Source organism: Arthrobacter sp. GAS37, from assembly GCF_044908325.1.
In the GTDB taxonomy this organism is placed as follows: Bacteria; Actinomycetota; Actinomycetes; order Actinomycetales; family Micrococcaceae; genus Arthrobacter; species Arthrobacter ramosus.
Genome location: NZ_JBIYDB010000028.1, coordinates 31,409 through 52,662 on the forward strand (window position 1 = coordinate 31,409; position 21,254 = coordinate 52,662).

Below are 21,254 nucleotides of genomic sequence, written 5' to 3' on the forward strand. Positions count from 1 at the left end.
CGTCTTCCTTGGTCGTCTGGTTCTTATGCAGTGGTGATGATTTCGAGTGCGGCCTGAACCTGCTTGCCCGCGCGGTTGTCGAAGTCGAAGATGCTGATCGCCCGTCCCGGTCCGGCTGCTGAGACGGAGTCTTTGACGACGCTGCGGTGCTTGATGACCGGTTGGCGCCAGAGGCTGCCGAAGTATTCCCGGATTCCTTTCATCTGTTCGTCATGTTCTTCGAGCTCCTGGTATGCGTTGACGATCAGTCCCCCAACCTTCAGGGATGGGTTCATAAGGTCCGCCGACCGTTCCTGGACGAACTTGAATGTTTTCTGCGCGCCTTCGACGGGCTCGTATTCCGGGGTTGTGACGATCTGGATTTTGGTTGCTGCGGCGAAGGCCATCTGCGTTAGATGGTCGAAGGCCGGTCGCGTGTCTATGCAGACTAAGTCGAACTGCTCGCCGAGCCACCCACCGTCCAGGGCTTTTGCCAGCCGCCGGATCGCCCCAAGGGTGCCGGCTTCACTGACCCGGTTCTCCAGGTCCATTCGCGATGGAATGACCCCGACCGTCACGCCGGAGATATCGACGTTGACGACGGCCTGCTCCCCGACACCCGTGTCACCTGATTTGATGACTTCCGACGTGGTGAGGATTGGGTTGTTTGGGTTGTACTCCAGTCCGAGCCTTCTGGTGAGGTTTGCCTGGGGATCCATGTCGATGAAACCAACACGTTCACCCGACCTGGCTCTGGCCACCCCGTAGTTCAGGCAGACAAAGCTCTTCCCAACGCCGCCCTTGTTGTTTGCGAAGGCCTCGATATCAACAGTCATTTCAAACCTTCCTTTGTAAGCCTTACCAGCATGATAAGCAATCATTGGCACGGTTGCAACTATTGGAATTATTGCAAATATTGCAATACAAGCTTTGCAAGATTTGCTTTACGATACGGGATTGAAAGCTTCATCTTCAGTACGGCGAATCGGCGTGCGCGCCGCGATTGCGGATGTCAGGGTTTCCTGCCACACTCTCGGCCAGGAAACCCACCGAGAGGAGAGAGTTGGCATGGGCTGGGATCTGGGAGACGTCGACCATGATGGTTGGGCAGGCGCGGTCGTACCGGACGGAAGACTATCGTCCAGCTCGACCGGCCAAGGCGTCCTGGTGGAAGGAATCACAGGCCGGTACGAGCGGGATGGGGTCATGCGCGGCTATGAGGTCGTGCCTGACGATGAGGTCGAGGGTTGGCGTGGCGCGTGCACGTGCGGCTGGCTGGGACCGCTCTGGGTCCGCGTAACCTCTGCTAGCGCCGCTGACATGTCCAGACGCAGGGCCTACGCGCCTTTGTCCGGCTTTGCGGCGGATCCTTCCGTGTCCGTGGAGGACGCGATAGTGGGGGAGTGGCGCGGCCACGTCGTTCCGGCAACGGCCGTTTCCCGGGTTCAAGCCGCTGCGAGCGACTATGCCGCCGCCGGCAGACGCCTTACTGCTGCCGTCGCGGCCGCGCGGTCAGCGGGCGTATCGTGGGCCGGCATCGGACAGGCCACCGGGATGGCGAGGCAGTCTGCCCAGGAGCGATGGAAGAACGCCTCTTAACGAACGTGCTCAATGACGGGGTCAACCAAAGCTGAGGTCGTTTGCGTGTTCATGGATTTTGGGAGATTGGCGTTCCGTGCGCCTTCTAGGGGAGGCTTGTGCTCATGCCCCGAGTCTTTCTGCCTGGTGACCAGGTCTCCGACGATCTTTCCTACGCGCTTGAGGTGTTCTCTCTGCCCGCCCGGGTGGTGGTTTTGGTGGAGTTGATGAGAGACGGACCTCTGCTGAGAGCAGATCTGATTGAGCGTCTGGGGATGGAATCTGTCATGGTGGGGCGGACCTTGGGCGCCCTTGAAGGCCTCGGTATCGTCGATGTAAACCTGCCCGCGGGACGACGGCGTGGCAGGAGTGTCACATACTCCGTCGACGCAGAGGCCTACACCAAGGCTGCAACAACCTTGGCACGGTTCCTGGCTCTCGAGTAGAGCGGCTTATCTGGAGCCAGGTTCAGGTACCTGCGCCTTGTTCGTCTTTCTCTTTCCGAAGGATTGCCGTCAGCACCCTCACAGAGACCGGATTGGTTTCCCAGGCCGAGCCGTCCCGTGTGCACGCTTGGAGCCGCGTGACCCCCGCGGCGGCGGCTGCTTCTGAAAGTTCTCCCAAGGCGTCGGTCAATTCCACTAGTTGTTCCAGGGTAAATTGACCACTCGGGCGGATGGGGGAAGGGAGGCCCGGGATGCCCTCCTTTGTGTTGCGTTGGAAGAACCGCTTGATTCCCATTCCTGTACCTCCTATTTTCGCGCGTTGTAATCCCGGTCTGACCGTAAGAGTGCTTAAGCGGTTCCGCTGTTGATAGTGGCTGTTGTGCCCCAGATCATGCCACCAAAAAGGAGGACAATCAGAAAGACCCAGCCAGCGATCATCAGACCGTTGAGAATGATGCCCGTGATGGCCATTCCCTTACCGGCCGGCTCTTTCTTGATACCTACCAACCCGAGGATCAGTCCGAGGAGGGGGACGAGGAACGTCCAGCCAAAGAAGATTGAGACGAGCCCCAGCACCATGCTCGCGACGCTCATACCCTTCGGCTGCGCCTGGATGAATACAGGCCCCTGGACGTAGGCCGGATACCCCTGAGGCGGCTGGTTGTTTGGATAGCTCACGGTCAATCCCCCTGTTTTCGTTGCTGATGTCATTTACGGTAGCAGCCGCGCACGCCCGGACCGGTTCGCGATGACGGGCTCCAGTTGGCGTTGTCTGTGGGCTGCTGTTTTGCAGGCGTTCGAGCAGTACATGCGGGCAGCCCGGTCGGGGCTCGGGCCAGGACCCGGTAACAGCCTTGGCGTTGGCAGGCCTACCAGGCGGCTCGGTCGCGCCACTTCTGGCCGAGGTCGCCGTCGATCCTGTCCTCGACGGCGTCATGGTTGTCGAGTGAGAACTGAGCATTGTGTCTGGTGCGCAGACCGAGTACTGCCGGGATGAGATGATGGCGGGTCGCCGCGGGGTGGTGCCATAAATCGGGTGAGACGGCTGAGCCGACGACGGCAAGCACGAGTCGGCGGTCCCGGATTGCGAGGGCACTTCGTGAGAGTGCCCGGCTGATGACGTCTGCGGCGGCTCGTGTCGTGTTCGTGTTGGCCATTTCGCGGATCGCCGTGAGGTTTCGGCCGGAGCCGGCACGCGGGAACCGTGCATGGCCCAGTTGAGGAAGGCTGGATTGGGTGATGATGTCCGGCGCGCCAGGGGTGCCGGCTGTCCATGGCGATACGGCGGCGGCTGCGAGCATTGAGGACCAGAAGTACCCGCTCCCGTCGTCCGGGTCTCCGGTCCAGGCTGTGAGTCGGGCGGCCAGGCCTTCCCAGTCCGCTGTGACTGTGAGGCCCTCCGCGAGCTCGAGCCAGCCGGCCTTGAACGATGGGGGATGGAGGATGGAGTGGACGTTCCACAGCACGTCACGAAGGGTCACGTCAACGAAGCGCTGCTCCGTCTGGGTGCGCCGCTTACCCGTTCCGGCAGTTGCGATGGGCTGCCACTCGCGCCTGGTGCTCTGGGCCGGTACGGGGTCGGAATCGACCTTGGTGAAGGCTGAGCCGAAAAGGTCCGTGAGGCGGGCCTTGAAGTCAGTAGGGGAGCCTTCTGAGGTGATAGCAGCTGACAGGATTCCATGCTGGTGGAGCAAAGAGAAGCAACGGCGGCAATCGCATTCGGGATTCGCGGCTTCCTCGCAGCCAGGGTGATGGGATCGGGACTTCGGGGCTGGATGCTGGTCCGGCATTCCGGGTTCCTCCTTGGCTGGGATCTGATTGCTTTCTCCTATTGTTGGAGAGAACGCTCTCGTTTCCGGAACCGGCCCCGGCGTGTCCTGCATCCCATGAGGTGGAACAGACCGCTAGCGCCGGATACTGTTCCGATGTTCGTGACGGACCGACTCTGGTCGCCGGCGTCAGGACGGCTGCACGGGAGTACGCCAGGGCGGGGGAGCGACTGACAGTTTCCATGGCGGCCGCGAAAGCCGCGGGGGCTACCTGGGCCGAGATCGGCACAGCTGTAGGCATTACACGGCAGGCAGCGCACGAACGCTGGAAGAACACATGAAGAGACTGCCGGCAGCGACATCACCCAGTAGTTACGACGGAGGTGTTCGGTCCAGAGCACTGTCGCGCAGCGGGCGAAGTTTGGCTTGCAGGTCAGAGCCCGTGAGCGCGTGCTGTGGCAGGTGTCGGGCGAGGATCAGCATGCCGGGGACTGTCATGAGGGCGAGCACCGCGAGGACAGCCCACGGAGCTGTACTCGATATGGCGGACAGCAGCGAGAACAGTAAGGGGGCGGCGACCCCTGCAATGGCGAAGGAGTACTGGAACACCGCCAAGTAACGCCCACGTATGTCCTCAGGCGCGGCATCGGCCGATAGCGCATTCGACACAGGAGAATGGACGAGCTGGGCTCCCGAGTAGCACACCACCGCCACGACGAGACACGGGACCCATAGAACGGAGGGTATCCAGAGTGGGGCAGCTGTGAGGCACGCCCACGAAGCCCAGAGAACTCCGACCAGGCACAGCGACTTGTGTCGCGGCAGAGGCCGGATCAGACGGACGACCGGACCCTGGAGCACAACCTGGACCACCGTATTCATCCCTAGCAGCGGACCGACCAGCCAGGTCATGGCTGGCAGCTGACGGAATATGAAGAGGGGGAAGGCGATACTAAGCATTACGTTGCACAGCGCGAACACCGTGTTTAGTCCCATGAACGCCAGGTAAGGGCGGTCCGCCCACAGAACGCGGTAACCACCGCGGCCTCGCTTCGCTGAGCCAGGTCCGTCGCGGCGTCCCTGAACAGGCACACCCGCACTTTTCCCTGGGACTCCCCGTCCGAGCAGTAGACAGGCGGCCAGTAGTAGACAAGCACACACGCCGATCATCTCCCGGTACACCGGGCCCGTATTCGCCGTTAGTACGAGGCCGGCGACGATGGCTCCAACCCCATAGCCGGCCGCGCGCAGCGAACCGATGATGCCAAACCACCGCTCTCGTGAATGCGCGCCCGGGTCGCGGTCGGAAAGATTGCTCACGAGGGTGAATGCGGAGGACCAGAATGCCCGCTGGCCCAGAGACACAAGGGTTGCTGCTACAAGAATCATGCCGACATTGCCGGAGATGAGATATCCGAGGAAGCCGGCTGCTTGGAGAAGCTGTGCCACGAGTACGATCGGTTTCGGCCCGTGACGGTCCACGAGAGGACCGATCCACAACGGCAGGGGAAGGGACAGCAGGCCCGCAATGCTCAGGAGCGCCCCTACCTCTATCAATGAGGTGCCCGAACTTGTCGACAGGTAAAGCATGGACAACGGCACAAATAACCCGTTAACCGCAGAGTCAATCACGAGGACCAGGAACAGCGTGATCCCGGCCGTGCTCCGTCGAGCCCTCATGGAAGAATCTGTGCCGGTCGCGTTTTCACTCTTTTCTGCCACAACGAAGTTCCCCTCTCCGAGAGCGTCAAATCAGGACTTCTGACCGGCCGTAGTTCGCCCTGAGTCCCTCGACCATCAGCATAGGGACTGCGGGATCAGCAATCACAACGGACCCCTGTCGCCTGCGGAGAAAGCAGGGTCCGGCATCCGGTTATCGCCATAAGGCCTCAAGTTCTCGATCACGGTCGCGATCGATTCGTATTCTGATCTCGCGACGCGCTCCCGCAGGCGCCGGCAGTTGTCTCGAACATGCCCGTCTTGGAATAGCTGACGTGCGAGCTCGCCCACATGGGTCCAATCGGTGGTGTCCACGCTGTCCGCGGCAGTGTGCCAGTTCCCGGTAAGGCTGGGGTTCGCATCGACGGTCACACCGATGCCTAGATCCTGGACCTTCTTGCCGTAGAAACAGCGTTCGGGGCTGCTGCCAGGTAGAACAATCGACGGGGTGCCGGTGGCCATGCAGTCCAGGACCGTACCGGGGCCGCCATGGTGCACTGCGATGGCCGCGTTCGGATATATTTCATCCTTATTCCAGTAAGGAGCTATGTTGAAGTCCGTATCCGCCAACTCGTTCTTGAGCAGTCGGGCACCATCTGGGCTCCCCGTGGCGATGTATACGCGATCGCCGAACTCTTCAAACACCCTCTTGAATGCCGGCAATGACCTGTTTGCCCCGACTGTTCGATAAAAGAAGATCCGGGACCGGGATGCGTTATCGGCTTGCGTCACAGATGGAACAGGCACGTCCAGTGGGCCGACATGATGAGTCTGTGCCGGGAAGGCGGGTGGCACCTGATCAAACTCAGGGATGCTGGGGATTATAATCCCGCCGCGCAGCAGCAGCTCACGCATGTCCGCGGAGATCAACTCCTCGCCTTCTTCACCGAGAACACGGTTCATCTCGCGGATCCCTTGAGGTTGTATCCACAGACCGGTCGTACCTAACCCAGGATATGAGAACCCGGGCAGTAACGGTTCGTGACATACGCTCGCGCACGCGACACGCTCGATGGCCGCTGCGATGGGGATACTCATCCGAATGTCGTGAATCACGACCTGTGCCCCTGTTGTGCGGATGAGTTGACGATCCGCGGCCACACTGTCGCGTAAGAAGTCTGGGTTATACCAGCACAGCCACATATGATCCGGGATCAGTTCTTTTGGGTATAGGTGGCACGCGAATCCCTCGTCCCTGATGAGCCTTTCGTGCAATGGGTCCTCTGATGTTGCAACGACCACCCTCCAGCCCTTCGCAGCAGCAGCTCTGCCCACACTGATGCAGTGGTTTATGTGGCCGTTGTTGTTTCCCCACGCACACAGCAGAATCGTGCGTGTTGCTTGCTCTCCCTGGTTCTCATACCTGTTGATCCCGGCCCCCTCGTTAATCATTGCTCCCTTACAAACAGGGCGGCCCGGCTTCAGCCGACCAGGCGCACCGCGTCGTCAGCGGTACACACCCCTACTTATGGGTACGCATACATAGGCGGATCGTGACGGCGAAAGTGCGGAATGTTCGTGGAAGGGCCTGAGTAAGTGAGAGCGCATCGTCTTTTCCGGTGTCCGGTGCCTAGACTGGAACCGGGGGCCGGTACGGACTGGGTTGACCGGTAACTTGGGATCGTTGGAGCAGGCAGTGTCCGAAGGGCTCGGAGCTTTTGAGCCGGCAGGAGAGCCTGACACTTCCACGGCGGCTGATGCCGCGGACAGTGCCGCGATCCTGCGCGGGCAGGCACAATCGATCATCGACGAGGTCCTGAACAGCACCGAACCCGAATACGAGCAGGCACGGGTACAGCTGAGGCGGATCGTTGCCCGCTATCCGGGGAAACCGGAACTGGCGCTGCTCGTGCATCTGATGAACCGGGAACAATGACATGCCCCGCAACGCTGGAGCAATGCCTCAGACTCAGGTCCGGGTGGGCGCCTCGCCGTTACCGACCGCCTCGATCCAGTCGACCGCTTCATCCGGGAAACAGGGCCCTGAAGGCCCTGTTGGAGGGATCCACCACGCATCGGTAATGCCTGGCCCGCCGGCTGAGGTGATCTCGGCGACCACGTCCGCGGGCACCTCGTCGCCGTTGTTCTCGATCAACCATGCCCGGGTCGAGGGCTTCAGCTTCGACCACCAGTGCTCGATACTCATGAGCGAAGTCTGCCATGCCGGACAATTCCCGCTGCCAGAGGCGCGGAATGCATGGCTGTCCAACTTTGGGCGACGTAATATGAGGTCATGGTCTCAGTTTCGGGGACAGCCCAACGAGGGGCTGTTGCCAGCATCAGCGCGCACTCCCCAGTGCCCACGGCCGCACAATCCCGGTATATCGTCCCGGAGGATCCTGACGGTTTGCTCCGGAAGGCCCGGACCGGGGATTCCGCAGCGTTCGCCGCCTTGTATAAGAAGCATCGCGGGCAGGCATCCACGGTGGCTTCCCTGGAGGTCCACCGGTCCCGGGAACGCCAGGACGTCGTCTCGGAAGCTTTCGCCTCGGTGCTGGAGAACCTGAACCGCGGAGGGGGCCCCGAACGGAATTTCCGGTCCTACCTGCTGACCGTGCTCCGGCGCACCGCGTATGCCTCGAACACGGACCGTGGACTGGCTGCCCTCACCCTCGACGGCGCCCTCCCCGATGAGGCGGCCCCGTACGAGGACCCCGCCATAAGAAACTTCGACATGGAGGCCGTTGCCCTGGCCTTCGCGGAACTGCGCCTTCAGTGGCAGCAGGTCCTGTGGTACCGGGACGTCGAGGACCTCAAACCCGCCGCCGTCGCGCAACTAATGGGCATCAGCGCGAACGCCGTCTCACTCCTCCACATCCGTGCCAGGGCCGGCCTGACCCGGGAATACCTTCAACAACACATCACGGACACCCGCGGCCCGAGCCCCGAATGCAGGACGGTCCGCCCAAACCTGGCCGCCTACCTGCTCCGGACCCTGAAAACCTCATCCAGACAACACACCACCACCCACCTGGGCCGGTGCCCGGCCTGTGCCGGGCTTCTCGCCGAACTCCGCCACTACGCCCCCCGCAACAAAACAGACGCCCAGTAGCTCAGTACCCTGGTTCGGCTGGCGGCAAAGGCGGTGGAAGAACACGGTTTGGTCCATCCTTCGATTCCAACACGTGTTTATCGGCGGTGGCCAGAAGCCGGCGGATGCGCCCCGCGATGGTGTCTTTGCTTATGGGGGGATCAGCCAGCGTGCCCAGTTCGTACAGGCTGGCCTGTTGATGGGCGAGCCGGAGTTCACCGGCGTGCTTGAGGGGCTCCGGAACGTCCTCTCCCAGAATTTCCAGGGCCCGTTCGACGCGGGCCCTGACAAGCTGAGCTGCCTGGACGGATCGTCGCTGGTTGGCGGTGTCGAAATTCTCGATGGGGTTGGCCCTGCCGGCTTTGACGTTGTTGACCCTGCGCTGTTCCTGCCACTTCGCGAGGCCCGTACCAGCACCCATACGGGCCAGCAAAGCAACAATCGAGTCCTCGTCGCGGATCACCACGCGATTCACACCACGCATTTCGCGGATCCTGGCCTCAACACCCAACCGCCGGGCAGCACCCACCAAAGCAAGCGCAGCCTCCAACCCCGGACACGTGACCCCAAGCAAAGAAGACCGACCCGGCGCAGTGAGCGAACCCTGTGCCAGGAAAGCCCCCCGCCACACAGCCTCAGCATCGGACGATGAACCGTTCACGACCGCCGGCGGAAGCCCCAGGACCGGAATTCCACGGCTATCCACCAGACCGGTCAAACGGGCCAGGACTTCGCTGCCGCGCACAATCCGGACAACGTAGCGCCCGCCGGAATGGCCTTGACCAGCAGAAACCCTGAAGACCTCGCTCCGGTGACCGTAAAGATCAGCGATCGCATCCCGCACACGCCTGGCTGCGGAAGCAAGATCAACCTCGGCCTGGACCATGAGCCCGCCTGGAGATATGTGCAGACCACCAGCGAAACGCAAAAGAGCCGAGATTTCAGCCTTCCTGGCCGAAGAACTCCTGATCTCCACCCGCGAAAGCTCTTCCTTGACCAACACAATCAACCTCACCAAGCGCGGCAGTATTCGGTGAACAATGCTTTCTGTCCTTCAGCATCGCGCATATCGGCGCTATGGGCGTAAGCGTCGAAGAGTTCACGAATTGCGAGCCTGTCTGCAGCCTCCGCTGGTGTGATGAAGCTGTGAATGGCCATGGTCGCTTCCTTACGTTGTCGGTTTGCATTTGGTGTAAGCGTCCGGGGTGGACGCGGACCGGGCCACGTGCGCCTCGAGGACCACGAGTCCAGTGTCCCCGGGTCATCCGGGAAAGAGTGCGGCCAGGGCTGGGGTGTCTGACCGCACTCTCCTCGCCGGGATACATGCACCCGGCGGTAAATCGCCCGGCCGGGTTCCACGCGCTGAAACACCGCCCGGGCACAATCCGGTAAGAAGTCCAGGAACTACTTACCAGGCAATAAAATAGTGGGCGCAGAACCCGGATCGTGTCGCGATACACGCGCCAAACACCCGAATACGTGGCATCAGCTCCAACCGCGAAGCGGGCGAACGGCTGGGCACTACCGACTACCCCTACTTGGGCGCTCGTCTCGGTTGAAGCGTCACCGCAGACCCTCCTTATGCAGATGTGCGGCGATGTTGGTATATTTGCTGCGCGTGGGTAGGATCCTAAGGATGGACGAGGATGAGAGCAAAGCGCTTCACGATGCCCTTGCCGTGGAGATACGGTTAGCGCAGGCTGCGCAACGCCTTAGCGCGCCGAAGCTTGAAGAGATGACCGGGCTTCAGCGAGACACGATTCGCCGCATCGCCAATGGCGATCGTCCCGTGACCGTTGTCGAGCTGGCCAGGCTTGGATCCGCTCTGAAGTTTAACGAACTGGACCTCATCGATCTCGCGAAGGCACGCGCGCGGGCCGGAATGGCCACTTCGGAGCACAGCGTCCGCTTGAGAGAGAAACTCGAGCTTCTTGCGAGCTCGGTGGGCAAAACCACCGACACGATCTACCAGGATGTGGCGGAGCACCTGGGCAAGCAAGGCTTCCACTTCCCACGCAAAATCTGGAACGAACTACTGTCTGATTCAGACACCCAGGCGAGGCGGGAGGTTCTCTTTGCCATCTCCGGGGCATTTGATGTCGATCCCCGATACCTGACAACCGACTCGACAGACGTCGACCGCGTAGTAGAAGCCCGTTTGCGGTTCCACCGGGTGATGAACGACCTGGGCGTTGAAGAAGTGTCCGCGCACGCACTCGAACAAGTCAGCCCGGACGAGCTGGACATCCTGAGAGCAGCAACCGCGGAGGCGGTCCAGGAGCGCATGCGAAGGAAACCCGTGAGTCAGGCGCCGGCTCACCCCAAAGACTAAACGCACAGTCCTGTTCTCACGCCCCAGGCTCCCGGGCGCAAAACGGGCAGCGGTCAGCGCCTAGTCTTCTGCGAACTCGTTCTGCAGGTCCGCTAACAATGCCTTCATACCTTCGGGCGCGTAGGTAATGACCGGAGAGCGACCATATCGCTCTCCTTCCGGGATATTGACCGTGACGATGCTCGCCGCTTCAAGCTCCTTCAAATACCGCCAAATGGTGGGATGGGTCTTCCCGGTCGCCTCCGTGATCGCCACGGCAGAAGAGGGACCGTTCGCGCGCAAGTATCGGATAATCGCCAGGTTCATGCGTTTGCCCACCAAGACAGCGGCAGCCTCCGCGGTGAGGCTAGTACCAGGCCTGCCCGGGGTAATGGATGAGTAAGACACGCCCCCATTCTTACAGGCTGCGCAAACACAAGGGTCCAACGCGTGGCTGAGACGTCTTTATTGGTTGGTCTTCCGCTGGCGGTGTGCTGCGGTTTTGCACGCGGGGGAGCAGTACATCCTGGGCCTGCCTGTAGGGGCATGCACCATGGTCCGGTAGCAGCCGGTGCGTTGGCGGGGTGTTTCGTTACTTTCCGGGGCTCTGTGACGAAACTTCGTGCTTGCCGTATCGAGGCGGTGATTGGACCAGATTACTTCCGTGGTTGTTTTGTCCGATCCGCCTTGGGTCGTGAACGCCGATGCCTCGTACCGGTACCAGCCCTCGTAAAGCTCCTCGTAGAGCCCTGAGGCGTATCCGGAGAGGATGACGGTGCCGGCGGCTGCGCGCAGGTGTTCTGCCAGTGCCTGGTGTTGGTGGGTGGAGACCATTTCGGTTCCGTAATTCCAGGTCCTGGTCGCCCCGAGGTAGGGCGGGTCGACGTAGAACAAGGCTCCGCGCCCGTCGTACCGGTCGATGATGGCCAGGGCGTCGTCGGATTCGAGGCTGACGTGCCGGAGCCGACGGGCTACCTCGGGCATCCGTGCCCGGTAGCCGTCCATCCTGGCGGTCATGGAGAAACGGGTACCGGGATCCGCGTCGTATCGCCACCCGGTCCTACGCAAGGTTCCGGAGCGTCCCTGTACCAGGCAGGACCAGACCCGGCGGGCGCGTTCGAGCACCGGTAGCTCCTCGGTGATGACCTGGTCAGCGTCGCGTTGGGCCCTGCCGTGCGGGGTGAACTCGCAAAGACGCTGCAATTCCTCGGGGGAGTCCCGCAACGCCGTCCAGAAAGCCATGAGATTCCCGTCCAGATCATTCACGGTCTCACGCCGACTCACAGACCGTGGTTTAGCCAGCAACACCGACAAGGACCCGCAGAAAGGCTCGACGTAGTGGCTGTGTGAGGGCAGAAGCCCGGCGATCAGCGGGGCGAGACGTTGCTTGCCGCCGTAGTAAACCAACGGCGGACGCAATACAGGGGTTGGCATCCTCGAGAGGTTCCTTTCTACGGGTTCGTTATTGGTGTTATCTGGTGCCGATGAAGGCCATGTGGGCCAGGGTCCAGTCATCGGGTGGGCCCTCGAATTGTTCCCAGGGGTAGTCCTCCTCGGGGGAGAGCAGCTCCGCAACGGTGTGGAAGCGTTTGGTCAGCCATTCGCGCCAGATGATCCGGTCGTTCCTGTACTTGGTCTTCTGTGCGGTGACGGCTTCCAGGACGCCGAAGTACTCGGCCAAATCTTTCAGCGACGTCGCGGACACCACACTGAAGGCCCGCTTCTTGTCTTTGGTGATCAACTTCCAGGCCGCGAGAACTTCCAATGCTTCACTGACAGCTGTCCGTGACAGCCCCGTCGCCCTGATAATGTCGGCCGCCGGCAAAGGCGTGGAGGATTGTTCCAGGGCCTCGTACACGAACGCCGCGGGCAGGCCGAGTTCCCGGAAGACCGGGCGCAACGCACGGATTTTGCCCTTGCGCCAGGACAGATCCTCGGCCACCGGCATCACGTCCTCCGGAATGGTGAGCATGTACTGATCCCCGTGAGTTCCCCGCCCGCTCTCCACCAGAGTCACCAATGGATCCTTCTCTGCCCGCAACTCACGCAAGTGCCCGGCAACGGTCGTATGATCCAACCCGGTCGCCACCGCCATCGACCGGACACCGAACTCAACAAACCGGGACGCAGTCATGTGTGCAGCCTCACCCAACGCCCGCAGCACCATCCGCCGAGCCAACCCATTCCTGGACTCCTGATACCGCGACTCCTTCAAGCTCAGCGCATTGCGCCAGGTCCGGATAAACCGGTGCTCAGCATCGGGAGGCGTCGAAACAAGAATCCCTTGAGGAGGGCCCGGCTGTGTAGAAGGCTGGCTAGTGGGGGATTTACGGGCATTGATCTTCTCGGGATTTTTGCCGGCGCTTTTTTGGAGGTGACGGAGGGCCTCTGCCCAGTCGCGCTCGAGTGCCTTGGACCGGTGGCGGGGGGCGTAGCGGGCGTAGAAGGACGCCAAGCCCGGCCAGGTGCCCTGCAGGCGGCGGCGCTGGACATCAGTGACGCTCATGCCCGCCGCGGCCGCGGCGACCAGCACAGCTTGCCGGGCCTCTGAATCAGTGGCGTACCTGTTGACGTCATAGAGCCCGGTGACTGCCAGCTGCTGCATAGGGCGCGGCATCCGGCCCGGAGTGTGAAAGACCTGGGTGGACTGTCGCTGGTCCAGGGTGGCGGAGGCGTCAGTGTCGAAAGGTTGTTCCAGGCGCAAGGCCCTGGCCGCCGATATCTCCTGGGCCAGATCGTTGGTCATGGCCTTCCAGATATCCGGGGTGTTGGGCCGGCGGGCGACGTCATAGGCCACGTTCAAGCTCATCGCCAGTTCCTGGTGGCCGCCGCGCTTGTGAGGGGACCCCGGTGTACGCATGCAGCCATGCAGAAGGTTCTGATGCGGGGTCTTGTCCAGGCTCCGGTACCGGGTACCCAGGGCCTCGACAAGATCACGCGCCTCCGAAAACGTCACACGCTCCCGAAGCGGGACGTACACGTGCCGGCCCCCATTAGGGGAGAAATCCTCAATCCACCGGGCACCACAACGATGCAACCAGGATTGCACCGCCCTCACATCGGCCTCAACCCAATCAACACCGGCCACGGAAGAGTCAAAATCCAGAAAGATCGCCCCACACGTGCCGTCCTTCCCGAAAATCCGAACCGCAGCAGGGAAAGACGGAAGAGCCCCAGTCAGATCCCGCTCATGCCTCTGCGGATACGATTTACCGCCATCGCGGGACAACCGCACACGGGCCTGACCCGCCAACAAAGGCGCCAAAGCAGCCCACGCATCGGCCGGCGGCGTCACCGAAGGGACACGAACACCGACACCGGGCACAGTTGATGTTGACGAAGACAGCAATGCCTGTAGCATTAAGCCCGTACTCTCCTTTCAGGGGTACGACAAAGGGAGCCGCCTCACTGAGGTAGCGACAAAGAGAAACACAATGTTCAGATCCGTTTCTTGGCGGTCACTGGTCTGAACGCTAATCTTCCGACGGCCCGTCTTAGACGGGCCGTCTTCGTTTAACTGGCCTTTGCGATAGGCAAAGCCCCTCTCTGGTGGTCGTCAATGTCGTCCCACAGAGGTAGCCCACGTTTGTCCACGGGGACACGAAGGAGTATGAGTTCCGCGGCCTGGGCCTGTGAGAGTCCCATGTGGTCCTTGACGCGGTTGACCAGGTCTTTTGCATCGGGGGCGACGTCGACCTTGAGGGTCACGTTGTCGAGGCCCGTACCACGGTGGCGCCTGTGAATGGATGCACTCATAAAGCCAAGCCTACCGTTACCAGTACCATTAAGTGCAGCGAGTTTGGGCGTGTCTGACAAGTGAGCACCTTCCCTTGATCGGAGGCCTTCCGCTGCCCGAAATCCTTAGGGCTGGCTTCAAACCATCAGTTACTGACATAACCAGAGAATATATCAAGTTAATCATGATTGATGGTCATCTTCGCCGCCACTCATTCCGAACGGCTCGAACGCGCTCTTGAGTTATGGCTGCAGCGGGTCCGTGACCTGGTAGCAGGGTCCCAAATTCATACGAAACAAGCTCTGAGAGGCTTTCAATTGCTTCGCGCGGGCTCTGGTGGAAAAACGAAGGGAGCATCTGTGGGCCTTTACGGTGCACAATAGGATGCCCGCTGACCAAAGCGTCACCGCTCAGAAGTGCTCCAGATTCTTGAAGAAAGTACGAGTTGTGCCCTGGTGTATGTCCCGGGGTGGGAATCGGGATCGGTTGTCCAGGCAGATCGAGGGCTTCACCTGTACTTATCGGCTGTGCCGACAGTACTGTGACGTCTTTCAGCCCGTCAGCTCGCTTGACAGCATGAAACAACCATCTTGCGAACAGGGGGTTCCAACATTGCAGGAGCGCCCGGTTAAGCGTGAGTTGCGATCTGAAGGTTCCGTCGAGGTTGGGAATCTCCTGTTCCGCTGCCATGATCGGCATGCCATAGAGGTCTGAAAGGACTCGGGCGGTACCAATGTGGTCTGAGTGTCCGTGGGTCACGAGGATTGCCGCGGCGGCCTCTGGGCGCAGATTGAGGTACTCTAGTGCGCCAATGACATTTGGTAAGTCTCCCGGGTATCCGCAGTCGACGAGAGTGAAAGCTTCACCATCCTGAAGCACGGTCCAATTCGAGCCAAGACCAGTAACCATGTGCGTACTGGGGTTGATGGTGGTGATGTGGGTCCTTGGAGCCCAGTTCTTCATTCGGCGCTCTCCGCCAGGAGCTCTTGGATACTGTGATCGAGGATTCTGGCGATTTGTGTTCGATTGACGATCAGTAACCCGTTGGAGACCGCAAGGAGATTTCGGGCCTCGAGCTTCGGAATAAGTGCCCGCACGCAATGAGTTGACACGCCAGTTCTCGTCGAGAGCTCACTCGCGCTTAGAGGCCGTCCTTCGGAGCTGAGAGTTCTGAGTAACCGAATAGTTTCAGGCTGGACCAATATGGCAATGGGGCGGTGATTCATAGCGGACATAGGACTACCTAGGTGGTTGGTGATCTAACCAGCCGGTCTGGCGTCCGCTTGACCGAGCTTCATTTGCCAAATAAATGTGTTGCCGACGATATCAGGTAGTTTTGGCAAATGGAAAACTCTTCACATTCGCGATCTGTTCTTGTTCTTGGCGCCTCTCGAGGTATCGGTGCTGCCGTAGCCCAAATGTTCCTGGACCATGGTCACCGCGTTGCCGGTTCCCATCGGGGGACTGGGGTTCCGGCAGGAGTCTTCGGTGTAGAGGCCGACATCACGAACCGGGCGCAGGTTGTCCAGGCGCTTAAGGATGTAGCCGATCATCATGGGCCCGTGGAGACCCTAATCGTAAACGCCGGGATAACGGATGATGACCTTCTGCTGCGCATGGACGAAGAGAAGATTCGGAGGGTGCTGGAGACCAATGCAATTGGACCCATGATCGCAGTCAAGGAAGCCCTACGACCTCTGCTTCGTTCCAAGGACGGATCCATCGTATTGGTATCTTCCGCCTCGGCCCGGTACGGCGTGCCTGGGCAGGCCAACTACACGGCGGCCAAGGGAGCACTGGAAGGGTTCGCCAGAACGGTCGCGAAGGAGTACGCCTCAAAAGGGATCCGATGCAACGTTGTGGCGCCCGGTGGAACAGCAACGGATATGACCTCGGCGCTCACTGAAGACCAAAGGCAAACGATGCTCAATGATGTGCCGCTTGGCCGCTTGGCACGGCCTGAGGAGATCGCTTCCGTGATCTATTGGGTGTCGCAGTCTACGTACATGACCGGCGTCACGGTACCGGTCACGGGCGGCGCTGTACTTGGTTACTAACTGGTTTCGGTCAGATTCCAAAACATTTTTAGGGATGGCGCGTCACTATTCCTGGCTGCCGGGTACTTATTCAGTAGGAGGCAGTGCATCAGCCTGTTCGGCGATGCTTTTTGAATAGTTTCGCGGAGGCCCGGAGTGAGCTCGATGGAAGGGCGCTGGATTCTTGTTGATGTGATACCCAACAACGAACTCAGCTTGTTGGCCGTAGGCAATGTCCATCACGGGGGAGCGAAGTTCGGCCGTCGGCAGTTGTCCCGCCCTGCGCGACTCTTGCTATTCGAGCCCTTCAAGGCAGCGCTTAGGGCCGGTCCCGCAGACTTTTCGGGCGCTGTTCGGTTGGACGGACAAGACTGGGACGTTATCACGAAGGCAATTCGCTCTCCTTCCAGCGGTCAGATCGTTGCCTTCCGAGGGATATATACCCATAGAGGCACTGCCATCCCGGAACCTCAGGTCGTTGGGGCTTGGGAGTGGGAGATCGAGAGCAGGGAAAACCCCGTACCAACCCGAATTCATTGGGACGACTGGATGGATGTCATCTATGAGATCGATCCTGCTCTGAAGCGAAGGCGCCAGAGTGATCCTGGGCAGTGGGCCAACGAGTTGGTGGTTTCCAGTTACCGCGGCAAGCTGACCAAGATGGCGGCTGACTGGATCAGGGAAAGCAACTTCGAACGGAACCTGGTTGTTTACGACATAGTCACGCGCTACGGAACGAACGACCCAGGACAAAAGAAACTTCAGATGTCCTCGCGCTTGTTTTCCGAGGGTGGGAACCAAGACGAGAAGCTCTCCTACAAAGGAATCACCTACGAGTTTGCGGGTCAGCCTTTCGTCTCAGAACCGGCAATTGAGACGATCCTTCCCGAGGATGTCGCCCGCGTCTCTTTCGAGTTGTCTACCGATCGTGTCCTCTTCTGCTGCGATGCCGATCAACAACGAGCGTTCATGAAATCCCCAAGCTGGGCCGACTTCGGGCTGCCCAGAGATGACGACAGCGGCCTCGATGAGCTGGTACATCCGGACGATCTATTAACCCTTGAGACTTATCTCTCCAGAGTTCGGATGAACACAGCTCCCAAGAAGGGCGTTACTGTGCGCTTTAGGACCCTTTGGGACCGCTGGCGCAGGTTCAACGTAACCGCCGGCACTTTGAACCCGGCGCGCAACGGTGGAAGATACCTGCTTTGTAGGCTGTCCCCGCTCTAAGACTCGCTATCTCTGCCAAGTAGATATTCCTTCATTGTTTCAAGCATCACGAGAACTCGTTCGCGGTTCACGGAATAGCGGCTGGCTCGTCCTCGACCCCGTTTATCGGTTGGAATATCGGAATCGATGACCCCCCACTCCAGAAGGTCATCGATCTGGTTCTGAAGTGTTCCGGCTTTCAGGCCAGTGCCTTCGGCGATCTCACTCCTGAACGACGCCGGATTCTGACGCAGATAGGACACCACCATGTCTTTCGGCCCGCTGCCAAAGCATTGAATTGCCATCTCCAGGGCATCTGACCACTCGCTGTCGAACTCACTATCAGGGCGGACCATTTTGGGCATGATAGCCATTTTGCCTACTCTCCGTGTTTAAAGCGATTCGGACTGCATACATCCTGAATAACATGCTACAGTCATGACTTAGTCACATAAGAACTTGATTAAACCATGTTTTATTTGGATACTCACAACTCGGGAAAAGCGAACCCGGAGGAAGGGCAATTGATGACTTCCACACAACCCAGAAGCGCCAAGGTTATGAAGACGAGCGATCACGGCACGCGGTTGCCTTCGCTGTCAACGGTTGACCATCATCTCCGGGAGCTGAAGAACCGGCTCGGGGACATGGGCACGGATCCCGGGTCTTCTGGTGTGGTGGCTGGGTTGTTTGCCGAGCTGTACAGCACCGTGCGGTGGGGAAAGGATGGTACGCCGTCGTGGGCTGTGTTTGTTGAGGCTGAGGGGTTGCGGGTGGAAGATCTCACCCCGGGCCTGGATGATGCGGCTGTGCGGGGTTTCGCGTGCGCTTTGGTGGATGCTCGCCTGCCACGGCGGGCTGTTGCAAGCGTTCTCGGTGTTACCCATACGACGATCAACAACTACTACGCCGCTGCCGGTGAGCGTCCTTCGCAGGTTCCGTTGCGGTCTGCGCGGAAGGTCCGGGCCGGGTCTCGTCGGGAGTATGCGAGGTCCGTGGTGGCGGGGGTTGTTGCTGAGGTTTCCGCTGCTGATCCGGCCGTTCCGGGGGATTTTTTGATTCAGGCCGGGGCCGCGTTGTCGGATGCTGTCAGGTTTGTGGAGGAGTTCGTCGGCGATATGGGCTCCGGTGCTTCGTTGGGGGTGAAGGACGAGGTCCGTGTGCAGCGGTTGAGCCGTGATGCACAGGCGTTGCTCCGGAAGCTCTCTGTTGCCGACCCTGGGTCCGGGGTACGCGGATGAGCCGGCCCGCCGTCGGGTCGCCTTTGAGCGGCCCGGACGTGTTGTTCGCCGGTCTTGTCAGCAGGGTCCGTGAAGCGGGTTGGGATTCTCCTGAGGGCAGGCAGTTGCTGGGGTCGGTTTTACCGGCGTTGGTGCGTCCGTTGGCGGCACGGTTCCCGGCGCTGGAGTCTGGTGAGGCTTTTCATCTGGCATGGAAGATCGCGAAGCGCCCGGGGTTTGACAAGGCGCATAATCCGCGGGCCTGGTTGGTGACCGCTGTCCGGAGTGAGCTGGGCCGTCTTGAGCGGGACCTGGATAAAGCGCAGCGTGATCTGGTGGAGGACATCGACAGGGTCAAGGTCCTCCACTGGCAAGAGAACAGCAGCGGCGAAGACGACTGGGGCGTGGTTCCTGATGATCCGGACCCGGACGGCCCTGCGGACGTGTGGGATGAGTTGCTGGTGCTGCTGGCCCGTCTTGGCTGTCCGGAGGACCTGGCTGCGAGAGCGGTCGAGGTGCTCCGTGTCCGGGCGGAAAAGGAGCGGGTCAGTGTCAAAGCCACGGCCCGTGCCCTGCGCTTCCTGCCCGAGGGCTGCCGGGAGCCTTTGGCGCGGATCGCTTTCACGAAGCCGGGCTTCCTGTGGGCGCGTTTGCATGGGATCAGCTGGGAACGGGCCGTGGACATGTCCGCTGATGATCTCGCGGCCCTGGTACACCACGATCAAGGCGCTCCCGGCATGGATGAGGAAACCGGCAGCGGCGATATCGGCCATGCCCGGTTGGCGATTGTCTGAACACCGGGGGTTTCTCACAAGCAGCCCTGGCCGTCCCCCCTGGCCAGGGCTTCACAGGCCGCGCCCGTCATACCCCCAAGTGGCGGGCGCGGCCACCACTCCACGGAGCCCTGGCTCCACCACTAGTCGAACAAATCTTTCAGGAGAAACTACATGACCAACGATCAGAAGGATCCAGACCGAATGGAAGGCTCTGACGAGCTCGAGCTTCCCCCGACCATGAGCTTCTATTCGAAGCCTAGCCAACAGACGATGCTGATCGGCGGCCGCGACGACACTTCCGCCGACGCCCCCATAGTCTCCTTCCAACCCATCGCCACCTCTATCGCACCGGGGTTCATCAAGGCGACTCAACCCTCCGCTCGTGCCCAGCCCCGCCAGGGGCAGGGTTCGCCAAGAGCAGCCAACCCAAACACTTTGAAGAAGGCCAGGGGACGGGCGCCGGTCATGAGGGCTTTGGCACGGGTTCTGGTGATTACGGGGTGGGTGAGCCCCGGGGCGTGGGTTGCCGGGGTCCTGGCAACGAGTGTGACAGGCAGGAATCCATTCACCGCTGTCTTCGGTGGCGCCCACGACGCTGTGACGGCGTTGCTTGGCGCTAATTGGGTGGCCGGCGCGCTCGTGGTTGTTGCCGGGTTCGTGTTGTTGCGCAGGGCCTGGTCCCGGGCTCTTGTCTGGTCCATGACGGCAGCGTGCGTTTCCACCTGCGTGCCGGTGATCGCCGTTATGCCGACGTTCCACGGATTCCCCTGAGGGTACCCGATCTAAGCCCCTGAACACCCTGCTGAAAGGATTGAGAATGAAGACACTGAGAATCCCTGGTTCCTCGCTGCTGAAACCCGCCGTCCTGGCGGCGGTGCTGCTTGCGGTCGGTGGGTGCGCTGGCCCTGTAGCCGCGAGCACCGGCGAGGTCCGGGCCGCGGCGTCCGGTACACCCTCCATCACCGCTTCTGCTTCAGCGCCTTTGCCGGGTACTGGTCCTGTGGTGGCCAACGGGCACGGGTGGACCGCGGCGGGGCTTGAAGGGCCGATGCCCGGGCCGGGGACCTGCCATGTCCGTGTTGCCTCCGATGGCGGGGAGCTCCCGGACCCGAAATGCACCCCGGGGTCGGTTGATCCGACGGTCACGGACGCCAACATGGACTCGACCCTGGGCAAACCGGGCGGGTACACCGACACGGTCCGGCCGCCGGTGAATCTGACGGAGGCTGCGAAGAAGCAGCTGATGGCCGCGTACGGGATCCCATGGTCGGAAGCATCAAAGTATGAATTGGACCATCTGACTCCTTTGTGCTCGGCCGGAAGCAGCGACGTGAGGAACTTATGGCCGCAGAACCGTCGGGAATTCTTCAGTGCGACGGACGAAAATCGGCTCGAGAACCGACTCCAGGGCGCGGTCTGCTTCTGGACATGAGGCGAGGTCCTA

Annotated in this window: 25 protein-coding genes; 11 read left to right on the forward strand and 14 right to left on the reverse strand. The window is 60.8% G+C overall.

Features of this window, described 5'->3' with window-relative positions; genetic code table 11:
* Window positions 1-23: 23 nt before the first annotated feature.
* Window positions 24-860, reverse strand: coding sequence for a ParA family protein (locus tag ABH924_RS18375; protein WP_404501162.1), 837 nt, complete (start codon window positions 858-860; stop codon window positions 24-26).
* A gap of 76 nt (window positions 861-936) precedes the next feature.
* On the opposite strand from ABH924_RS18375, the gene ABH924_RS18380 reads away from it, so the two are divergent.
* Together ABH924_RS18380 and ABH924_RS18385 are read left to right on the forward strand one after the other, a co-directional pair.
* Window positions 937-1,578: a hypothetical protein gene (locus ABH924_RS18380; RefSeq protein ID WP_404501118.1), complete on the forward strand. Its 642-nt coding sequence runs from the start codon at window positions 937-939 to the stop codon at window positions 1,576-1,578.
* A 104-nt stretch (window positions 1,579-1,682) separates the two neighbouring features.
* Window positions 1,683-2,003, forward strand: coding sequence for a hypothetical protein (locus tag ABH924_RS18385; RefSeq protein ID WP_404501120.1), 321 nt, complete (start codon window positions 1,683-1,685; stop codon window positions 2,001-2,003).
* 348 nt (window positions 2,004-2,351) lie between these two features.
* Here ABH924_RS18385 and ABH924_RS18390 read toward each other — a convergent pair whose 3' ends face one another.
* The 4 genes from ABH924_RS18390 to ABH924_RS18405 all read right to left on the reverse strand — a co-directional run bounded on the left by ABH924_RS18390 (window position 2,352) and on the right by ABH924_RS18405 (window position 6,394).
* Window positions 2,352-2,714 (reverse strand): DUF4190 domain-containing protein, encoded by a 363-nt coding sequence (locus ABH924_RS18390; protein WP_404501122.1) that lies wholly within the window; start codon window positions 2,712-2,714, stop codon window positions 2,352-2,354.
* Between the two features lie 158 nt (window positions 2,715-2,872).
* Window positions 2,873-3,793, reverse strand: a complete 921-nt coding sequence (locus ABH924_RS18395; protein ID WP_404501124.1) for a hypothetical protein — start codon at window positions 3,791-3,793, stop codon at window positions 2,873-2,875.
* Window positions 3,794-4,144: 351 nt separating this feature from the next.
* Window positions 4,145-5,452, reverse strand: a complete 1,308-nt coding sequence (locus ABH924_RS18400) for an MFS transporter (protein WP_404501126.1) — start codon at window positions 5,450-5,452, stop codon at window positions 4,145-4,147.
* A 144-nt stretch (window positions 5,453-5,596) separates the two neighbouring features.
* Window positions 5,597-6,394, reverse strand: coding sequence for a glycosyltransferase (locus ABH924_RS18405; RefSeq protein ID WP_404501128.1), 798 nt, complete (start codon window positions 6,392-6,394; stop codon window positions 5,597-5,599).
* Between the two features lie 733 nt (window positions 6,395-7,127).
* Between ABH924_RS18405 and ABH924_RS18410 the strand changes: the two genes are divergently transcribed.
* Window positions 7,128-7,367: a hypothetical protein gene (locus tag ABH924_RS18410; RefSeq protein WP_404501130.1), complete on the forward strand. Its 240-nt coding sequence runs from the start codon at window positions 7,128-7,130 to the stop codon at window positions 7,365-7,367.
* Between the two features lie 33 nt (window positions 7,368-7,400).
* On the opposite strand, the gene ABH924_RS18415 is transcribed toward ABH924_RS18410, so the two are convergent.
* Window positions 7,401-7,637 carry a hypothetical protein gene (locus ABH924_RS18415; protein WP_404501132.1) on the reverse strand — a complete coding sequence of 79 codons (237 nt, stop codon included), beginning with the start codon at window positions 7,635-7,637 and terminating at the stop codon, window positions 7,401-7,403.
* 87 nt (window positions 7,638-7,724) lie between these two features.
* Here ABH924_RS18415 and ABH924_RS18420 point away from each other — a divergent pair, with 87 nt between their 5' ends.
* Window positions 7,725-8,543: an RNA polymerase sigma factor gene (locus ABH924_RS18420; RefSeq protein WP_404501134.1), complete on the forward strand. Its 819-nt coding sequence runs from the start codon at window positions 7,725-7,727 to the stop codon at window positions 8,541-8,543.
* Window position 8,544: 1 nt separating this feature from the next.
* On the opposite strand, the gene whiA is transcribed toward ABH924_RS18420, so the two are convergent.
* Window positions 8,545-9,537 carry a DNA-binding protein WhiA gene (gene whiA, locus ABH924_RS18425; protein ID WP_404501164.1) on the reverse strand — a complete coding sequence of 331 codons (993 nt, stop codon included), beginning with the start codon at window positions 9,535-9,537 and terminating at the stop codon, window positions 8,545-8,547.
* Window positions 9,534-9,680, reverse strand: coding sequence for a hypothetical protein (locus tag ABH924_RS18430; RefSeq protein ID WP_404501136.1), 147 nt, complete (start codon window positions 9,678-9,680; stop codon window positions 9,534-9,536). Before ABH924_RS18430 ends, whiA begins: the two co-directional genes overlap by 4 nt.
* A 478-nt stretch (window positions 9,681-10,158) precedes the next feature.
* Here ABH924_RS18430 and ABH924_RS18435 point away from each other — a divergent pair, with 478 nt between their 5' ends.
* Window positions 10,159-10,854 (forward strand): hypothetical protein, encoded by a 696-nt coding sequence (locus ABH924_RS18435; protein WP_404501138.1) that lies wholly within the window; start codon window positions 10,159-10,161, stop codon window positions 10,852-10,854.
* A 60-nt stretch (window positions 10,855-10,914) separates the two neighbouring features.
* Here the strand turns inward: ABH924_RS18435 and ABH924_RS18440 are convergent, their stop codons facing one another.
* The 5 genes from ABH924_RS18440 to ABH924_RS18460 form a co-directional block, all read right to left on the reverse strand.
* Window positions 10,915-11,241 carry an ArsR/SmtB family transcription factor gene (locus tag ABH924_RS18440; RefSeq protein ID WP_404501140.1) on the reverse strand — a complete coding sequence of 109 codons (327 nt, stop codon included), beginning with the start codon at window positions 11,239-11,241 and terminating at the stop codon, window positions 10,915-10,917.
* A 57-nt stretch (window positions 11,242-11,298) separates the two neighbouring features.
* Complete coding sequence (locus ABH924_RS18445; protein ID WP_404501142.1) at window positions 11,299-12,267, reverse strand: DNA adenine methylase; 969 nt, start codon at window positions 12,265-12,267, stop codon at window positions 11,299-11,301.
* Between the two features lie 37 nt (window positions 12,268-12,304).
* Window positions 12,305-14,194, reverse strand: coding sequence for a MarR family transcriptional regulator (locus ABH924_RS18450; protein WP_404501144.1), 1,890 nt, complete (start codon window positions 14,192-14,194; stop codon window positions 12,305-12,307).
* A 152-nt stretch (window positions 14,195-14,346) separates the two neighbouring features.
* On the reverse strand, window positions 14,347-14,589 hold the full coding sequence (locus ABH924_RS18455; protein ID WP_404501146.1) for a hypothetical protein: 243 nt from the start codon (window positions 14,587-14,589) through the stop codon (window positions 14,347-14,349).
* A gap of 175 nt (window positions 14,590-14,764) precedes the next feature.
* The gene (locus ABH924_RS18460; protein ID WP_404501148.1) at window positions 14,765-15,532 is read right to left on the reverse strand and encodes an MBL fold metallo-hydrolase; all 768 of its coding nucleotides are present in this window, start codon (window positions 15,530-15,532) and stop codon (window positions 14,765-14,767) included.
* 455 nt (window positions 15,533-15,987) lie between these two features.
* Here ABH924_RS18460 and ABH924_RS18465 point away from each other — a divergent pair, with 455 nt between their 5' ends.
* Both ABH924_RS18465 and ABH924_RS18470 read left to right on the forward strand, forming a co-directional pair.
* Entirely contained in the window at window positions 15,988-16,626 is a 639-nt protein-coding gene (locus ABH924_RS18465; RefSeq protein WP_404501166.1) for an SDR family oxidoreductase, read from the forward strand.
* 135 nt (window positions 16,627-16,761) lie between these two features.
* Window positions 16,762-17,835 (forward strand): hypothetical protein, encoded by a 1,074-nt coding sequence (locus ABH924_RS18470; protein WP_404501150.1) that lies wholly within the window; start codon window positions 16,762-16,764, stop codon window positions 17,833-17,835.
* Here ABH924_RS18470 and ABH924_RS18475 read toward each other — a convergent pair.
* The gene (locus ABH924_RS18475; protein ID WP_404501152.1) at window positions 17,832-18,188 is read right to left on the reverse strand and encodes a winged helix-turn-helix domain-containing protein; all 357 of its coding nucleotides are present in this window, start codon (window positions 18,186-18,188) and stop codon (window positions 17,832-17,834) included. The two genes, ABH924_RS18470 and ABH924_RS18475, sit on opposite strands and share 4 nt — an antisense overlap.
* A gap of 153 nt (window positions 18,189-18,341) precedes the next feature.
* On the opposite strand from ABH924_RS18475, the gene ABH924_RS18480 reads away from it, so the two are divergent.
* The 4 genes from ABH924_RS18480 (at window position 18,342) to ABH924_RS18495 (ending at window position 21,242) form a co-directional block, all read left to right on the forward strand.
* Complete coding sequence (locus ABH924_RS18480) at window positions 18,342-19,055, forward strand: hypothetical protein (RefSeq protein ID WP_404501154.1); 714 nt, start codon at window positions 18,342-18,344, stop codon at window positions 19,053-19,055.
* Entirely contained in the window at window positions 19,052-19,828 is a 777-nt protein-coding gene (locus ABH924_RS18485) for a hypothetical protein (RefSeq protein ID WP_404501156.1), read from the forward strand. The genes ABH924_RS18480 and ABH924_RS18485 overlap by 4 nt, the downstream gene beginning before the upstream one ends.
* A 153-nt stretch (window positions 19,829-19,981) precedes the next feature.
* The gene (locus tag ABH924_RS18490) at window positions 19,982-20,581 is read left to right on the forward strand and encodes a hypothetical protein (protein ID WP_404501158.1); all 600 of its coding nucleotides are present in this window, start codon (window positions 19,982-19,984) and stop codon (window positions 20,579-20,581) included.
* A gap of 46 nt (window positions 20,582-20,627) precedes the next feature.
* Complete coding sequence (locus ABH924_RS18495) at window positions 20,628-21,242, forward strand: hypothetical protein (protein ID WP_404501160.1); 615 nt, start codon at window positions 20,628-20,630, stop codon at window positions 21,240-21,242.
* The last annotated feature ends 12 nt before the right edge of the window (window positions 21,243-21,254 follow it).

Bases quoted from the DNA above. Each gene is read 5' to 3' on its own strand.
- ABH924_RS18375 (WP_404501162.1), bottom strand. From the start codon at position 860: ATGATTGCTTATCATGCTGGTAAGGCTTACAAAGGAAGGTTTGAAATG.
- ABH924_RS18385 (WP_404501120.1), top strand. From the start codon at position 1,683: ATGCCCCGAGTCTTTCTGCCTGGTGACCAGGTCTCCGACGATCTTTCC.
- ABH924_RS18390 (WP_404501122.1), bottom strand. From the start codon at position 2,714: ATGACATCAGCAACGAAAACAGGGGGATTGACCGTGAGCTATCCAAAC.
- ABH924_RS18395 (WP_404501124.1), bottom strand. From the start codon at position 3,793: ATGCCGGACCAGCATCCAGCCCCGAAGTCCCGATCCCATCACCCTGGC.
- ABH924_RS18400 (WP_404501126.1), bottom strand. From the start codon at position 5,452: ATGAGGGCTCGACGGAGCACGGCCGGGATCACGCTGTTCCTGGTCCTC.
- ABH924_RS18405 (WP_404501128.1), bottom strand. From the start codon at position 6,394: ATGAACCGTGTTCTCGGTGAAGAAGGCGAGGAGTTGATCTCCGCGGAC.
- ABH924_RS18415 (WP_404501132.1), bottom strand. From the start codon at position 7,637: ATGAGTATCGAGCACTGGTGGTCGAAGCTGAAGCCCTCGACCCGGGCA.
- ABH924_RS18420 (WP_404501134.1), top strand. From the start codon at position 7,725: ATGGTCTCAGTTTCGGGGACAGCCCAACGAGGGGCTGTTGCCAGCATC.
- ABH924_RS18430 (WP_404501136.1), bottom strand. From the start codon at position 9,680: ATGGCCATTCACAGCTTCATCACACCAGCGGAGGCTGCAGACAGGCTC.
- ABH924_RS18435 (WP_404501138.1), top strand. From the start codon at position 10,159: ATGGACGAGGATGAGAGCAAAGCGCTTCACGATGCCCTTGCCGTGGAG.
- ABH924_RS18445 (WP_404501142.1), bottom strand. From the start codon at position 12,267: ATGCCAACCCCTGTATTGCGTCCGCCGTTGGTTTACTACGGCGGCAAG.
- ABH924_RS18450 (WP_404501144.1), bottom strand. From the start codon at position 14,194: ATGCTACAGGCATTGCTGTCTTCGTCAACATCAACTGTGCCCGGTGTC.
- ABH924_RS18455 (WP_404501146.1), bottom strand. From the start codon at position 14,589: ATGAGTGCATCCATTCACAGGCGCCACCGTGGTACGGGCCTCGACAAC.
- ABH924_RS18460 (WP_404501148.1), bottom strand. From the start codon at position 15,532: ATGAAGAACTGGGCTCCAAGGACCCACATCACCACCATCAACCCCAGT.
- ABH924_RS18465 (WP_404501166.1), top strand. From the start codon at position 15,988: ATGTTCCTGGACCATGGTCACCGCGTTGCCGGTTCCCATCGGGGGACT.
- ABH924_RS18475 (WP_404501152.1), bottom strand. From the start codon at position 18,188: ATGGCTATCATGCCCAAAATGGTCCGCCCTGATAGTGAGTTCGACAGC.
- ABH924_RS18480 (WP_404501154.1), top strand. From the start codon at position 18,342: ATGACTTCCACACAACCCAGAAGCGCCAAGGTTATGAAGACGAGCGAT.
- ABH924_RS18485 (WP_404501156.1), top strand. From the start codon at position 19,052: ATGAGCCGGCCCGCCGTCGGGTCGCCTTTGAGCGGCCCGGACGTGTTG.
- ABH924_RS18490 (WP_404501158.1), top strand. From the start codon at position 19,982: ATGACCAACGATCAGAAGGATCCAGACCGAATGGAAGGCTCTGACGAG.
- ABH924_RS18495 (WP_404501160.1), top strand. From the start codon at position 20,628: ATGAAGACACTGAGAATCCCTGGTTCCTCGCTGCTGAAACCCGCCGTC.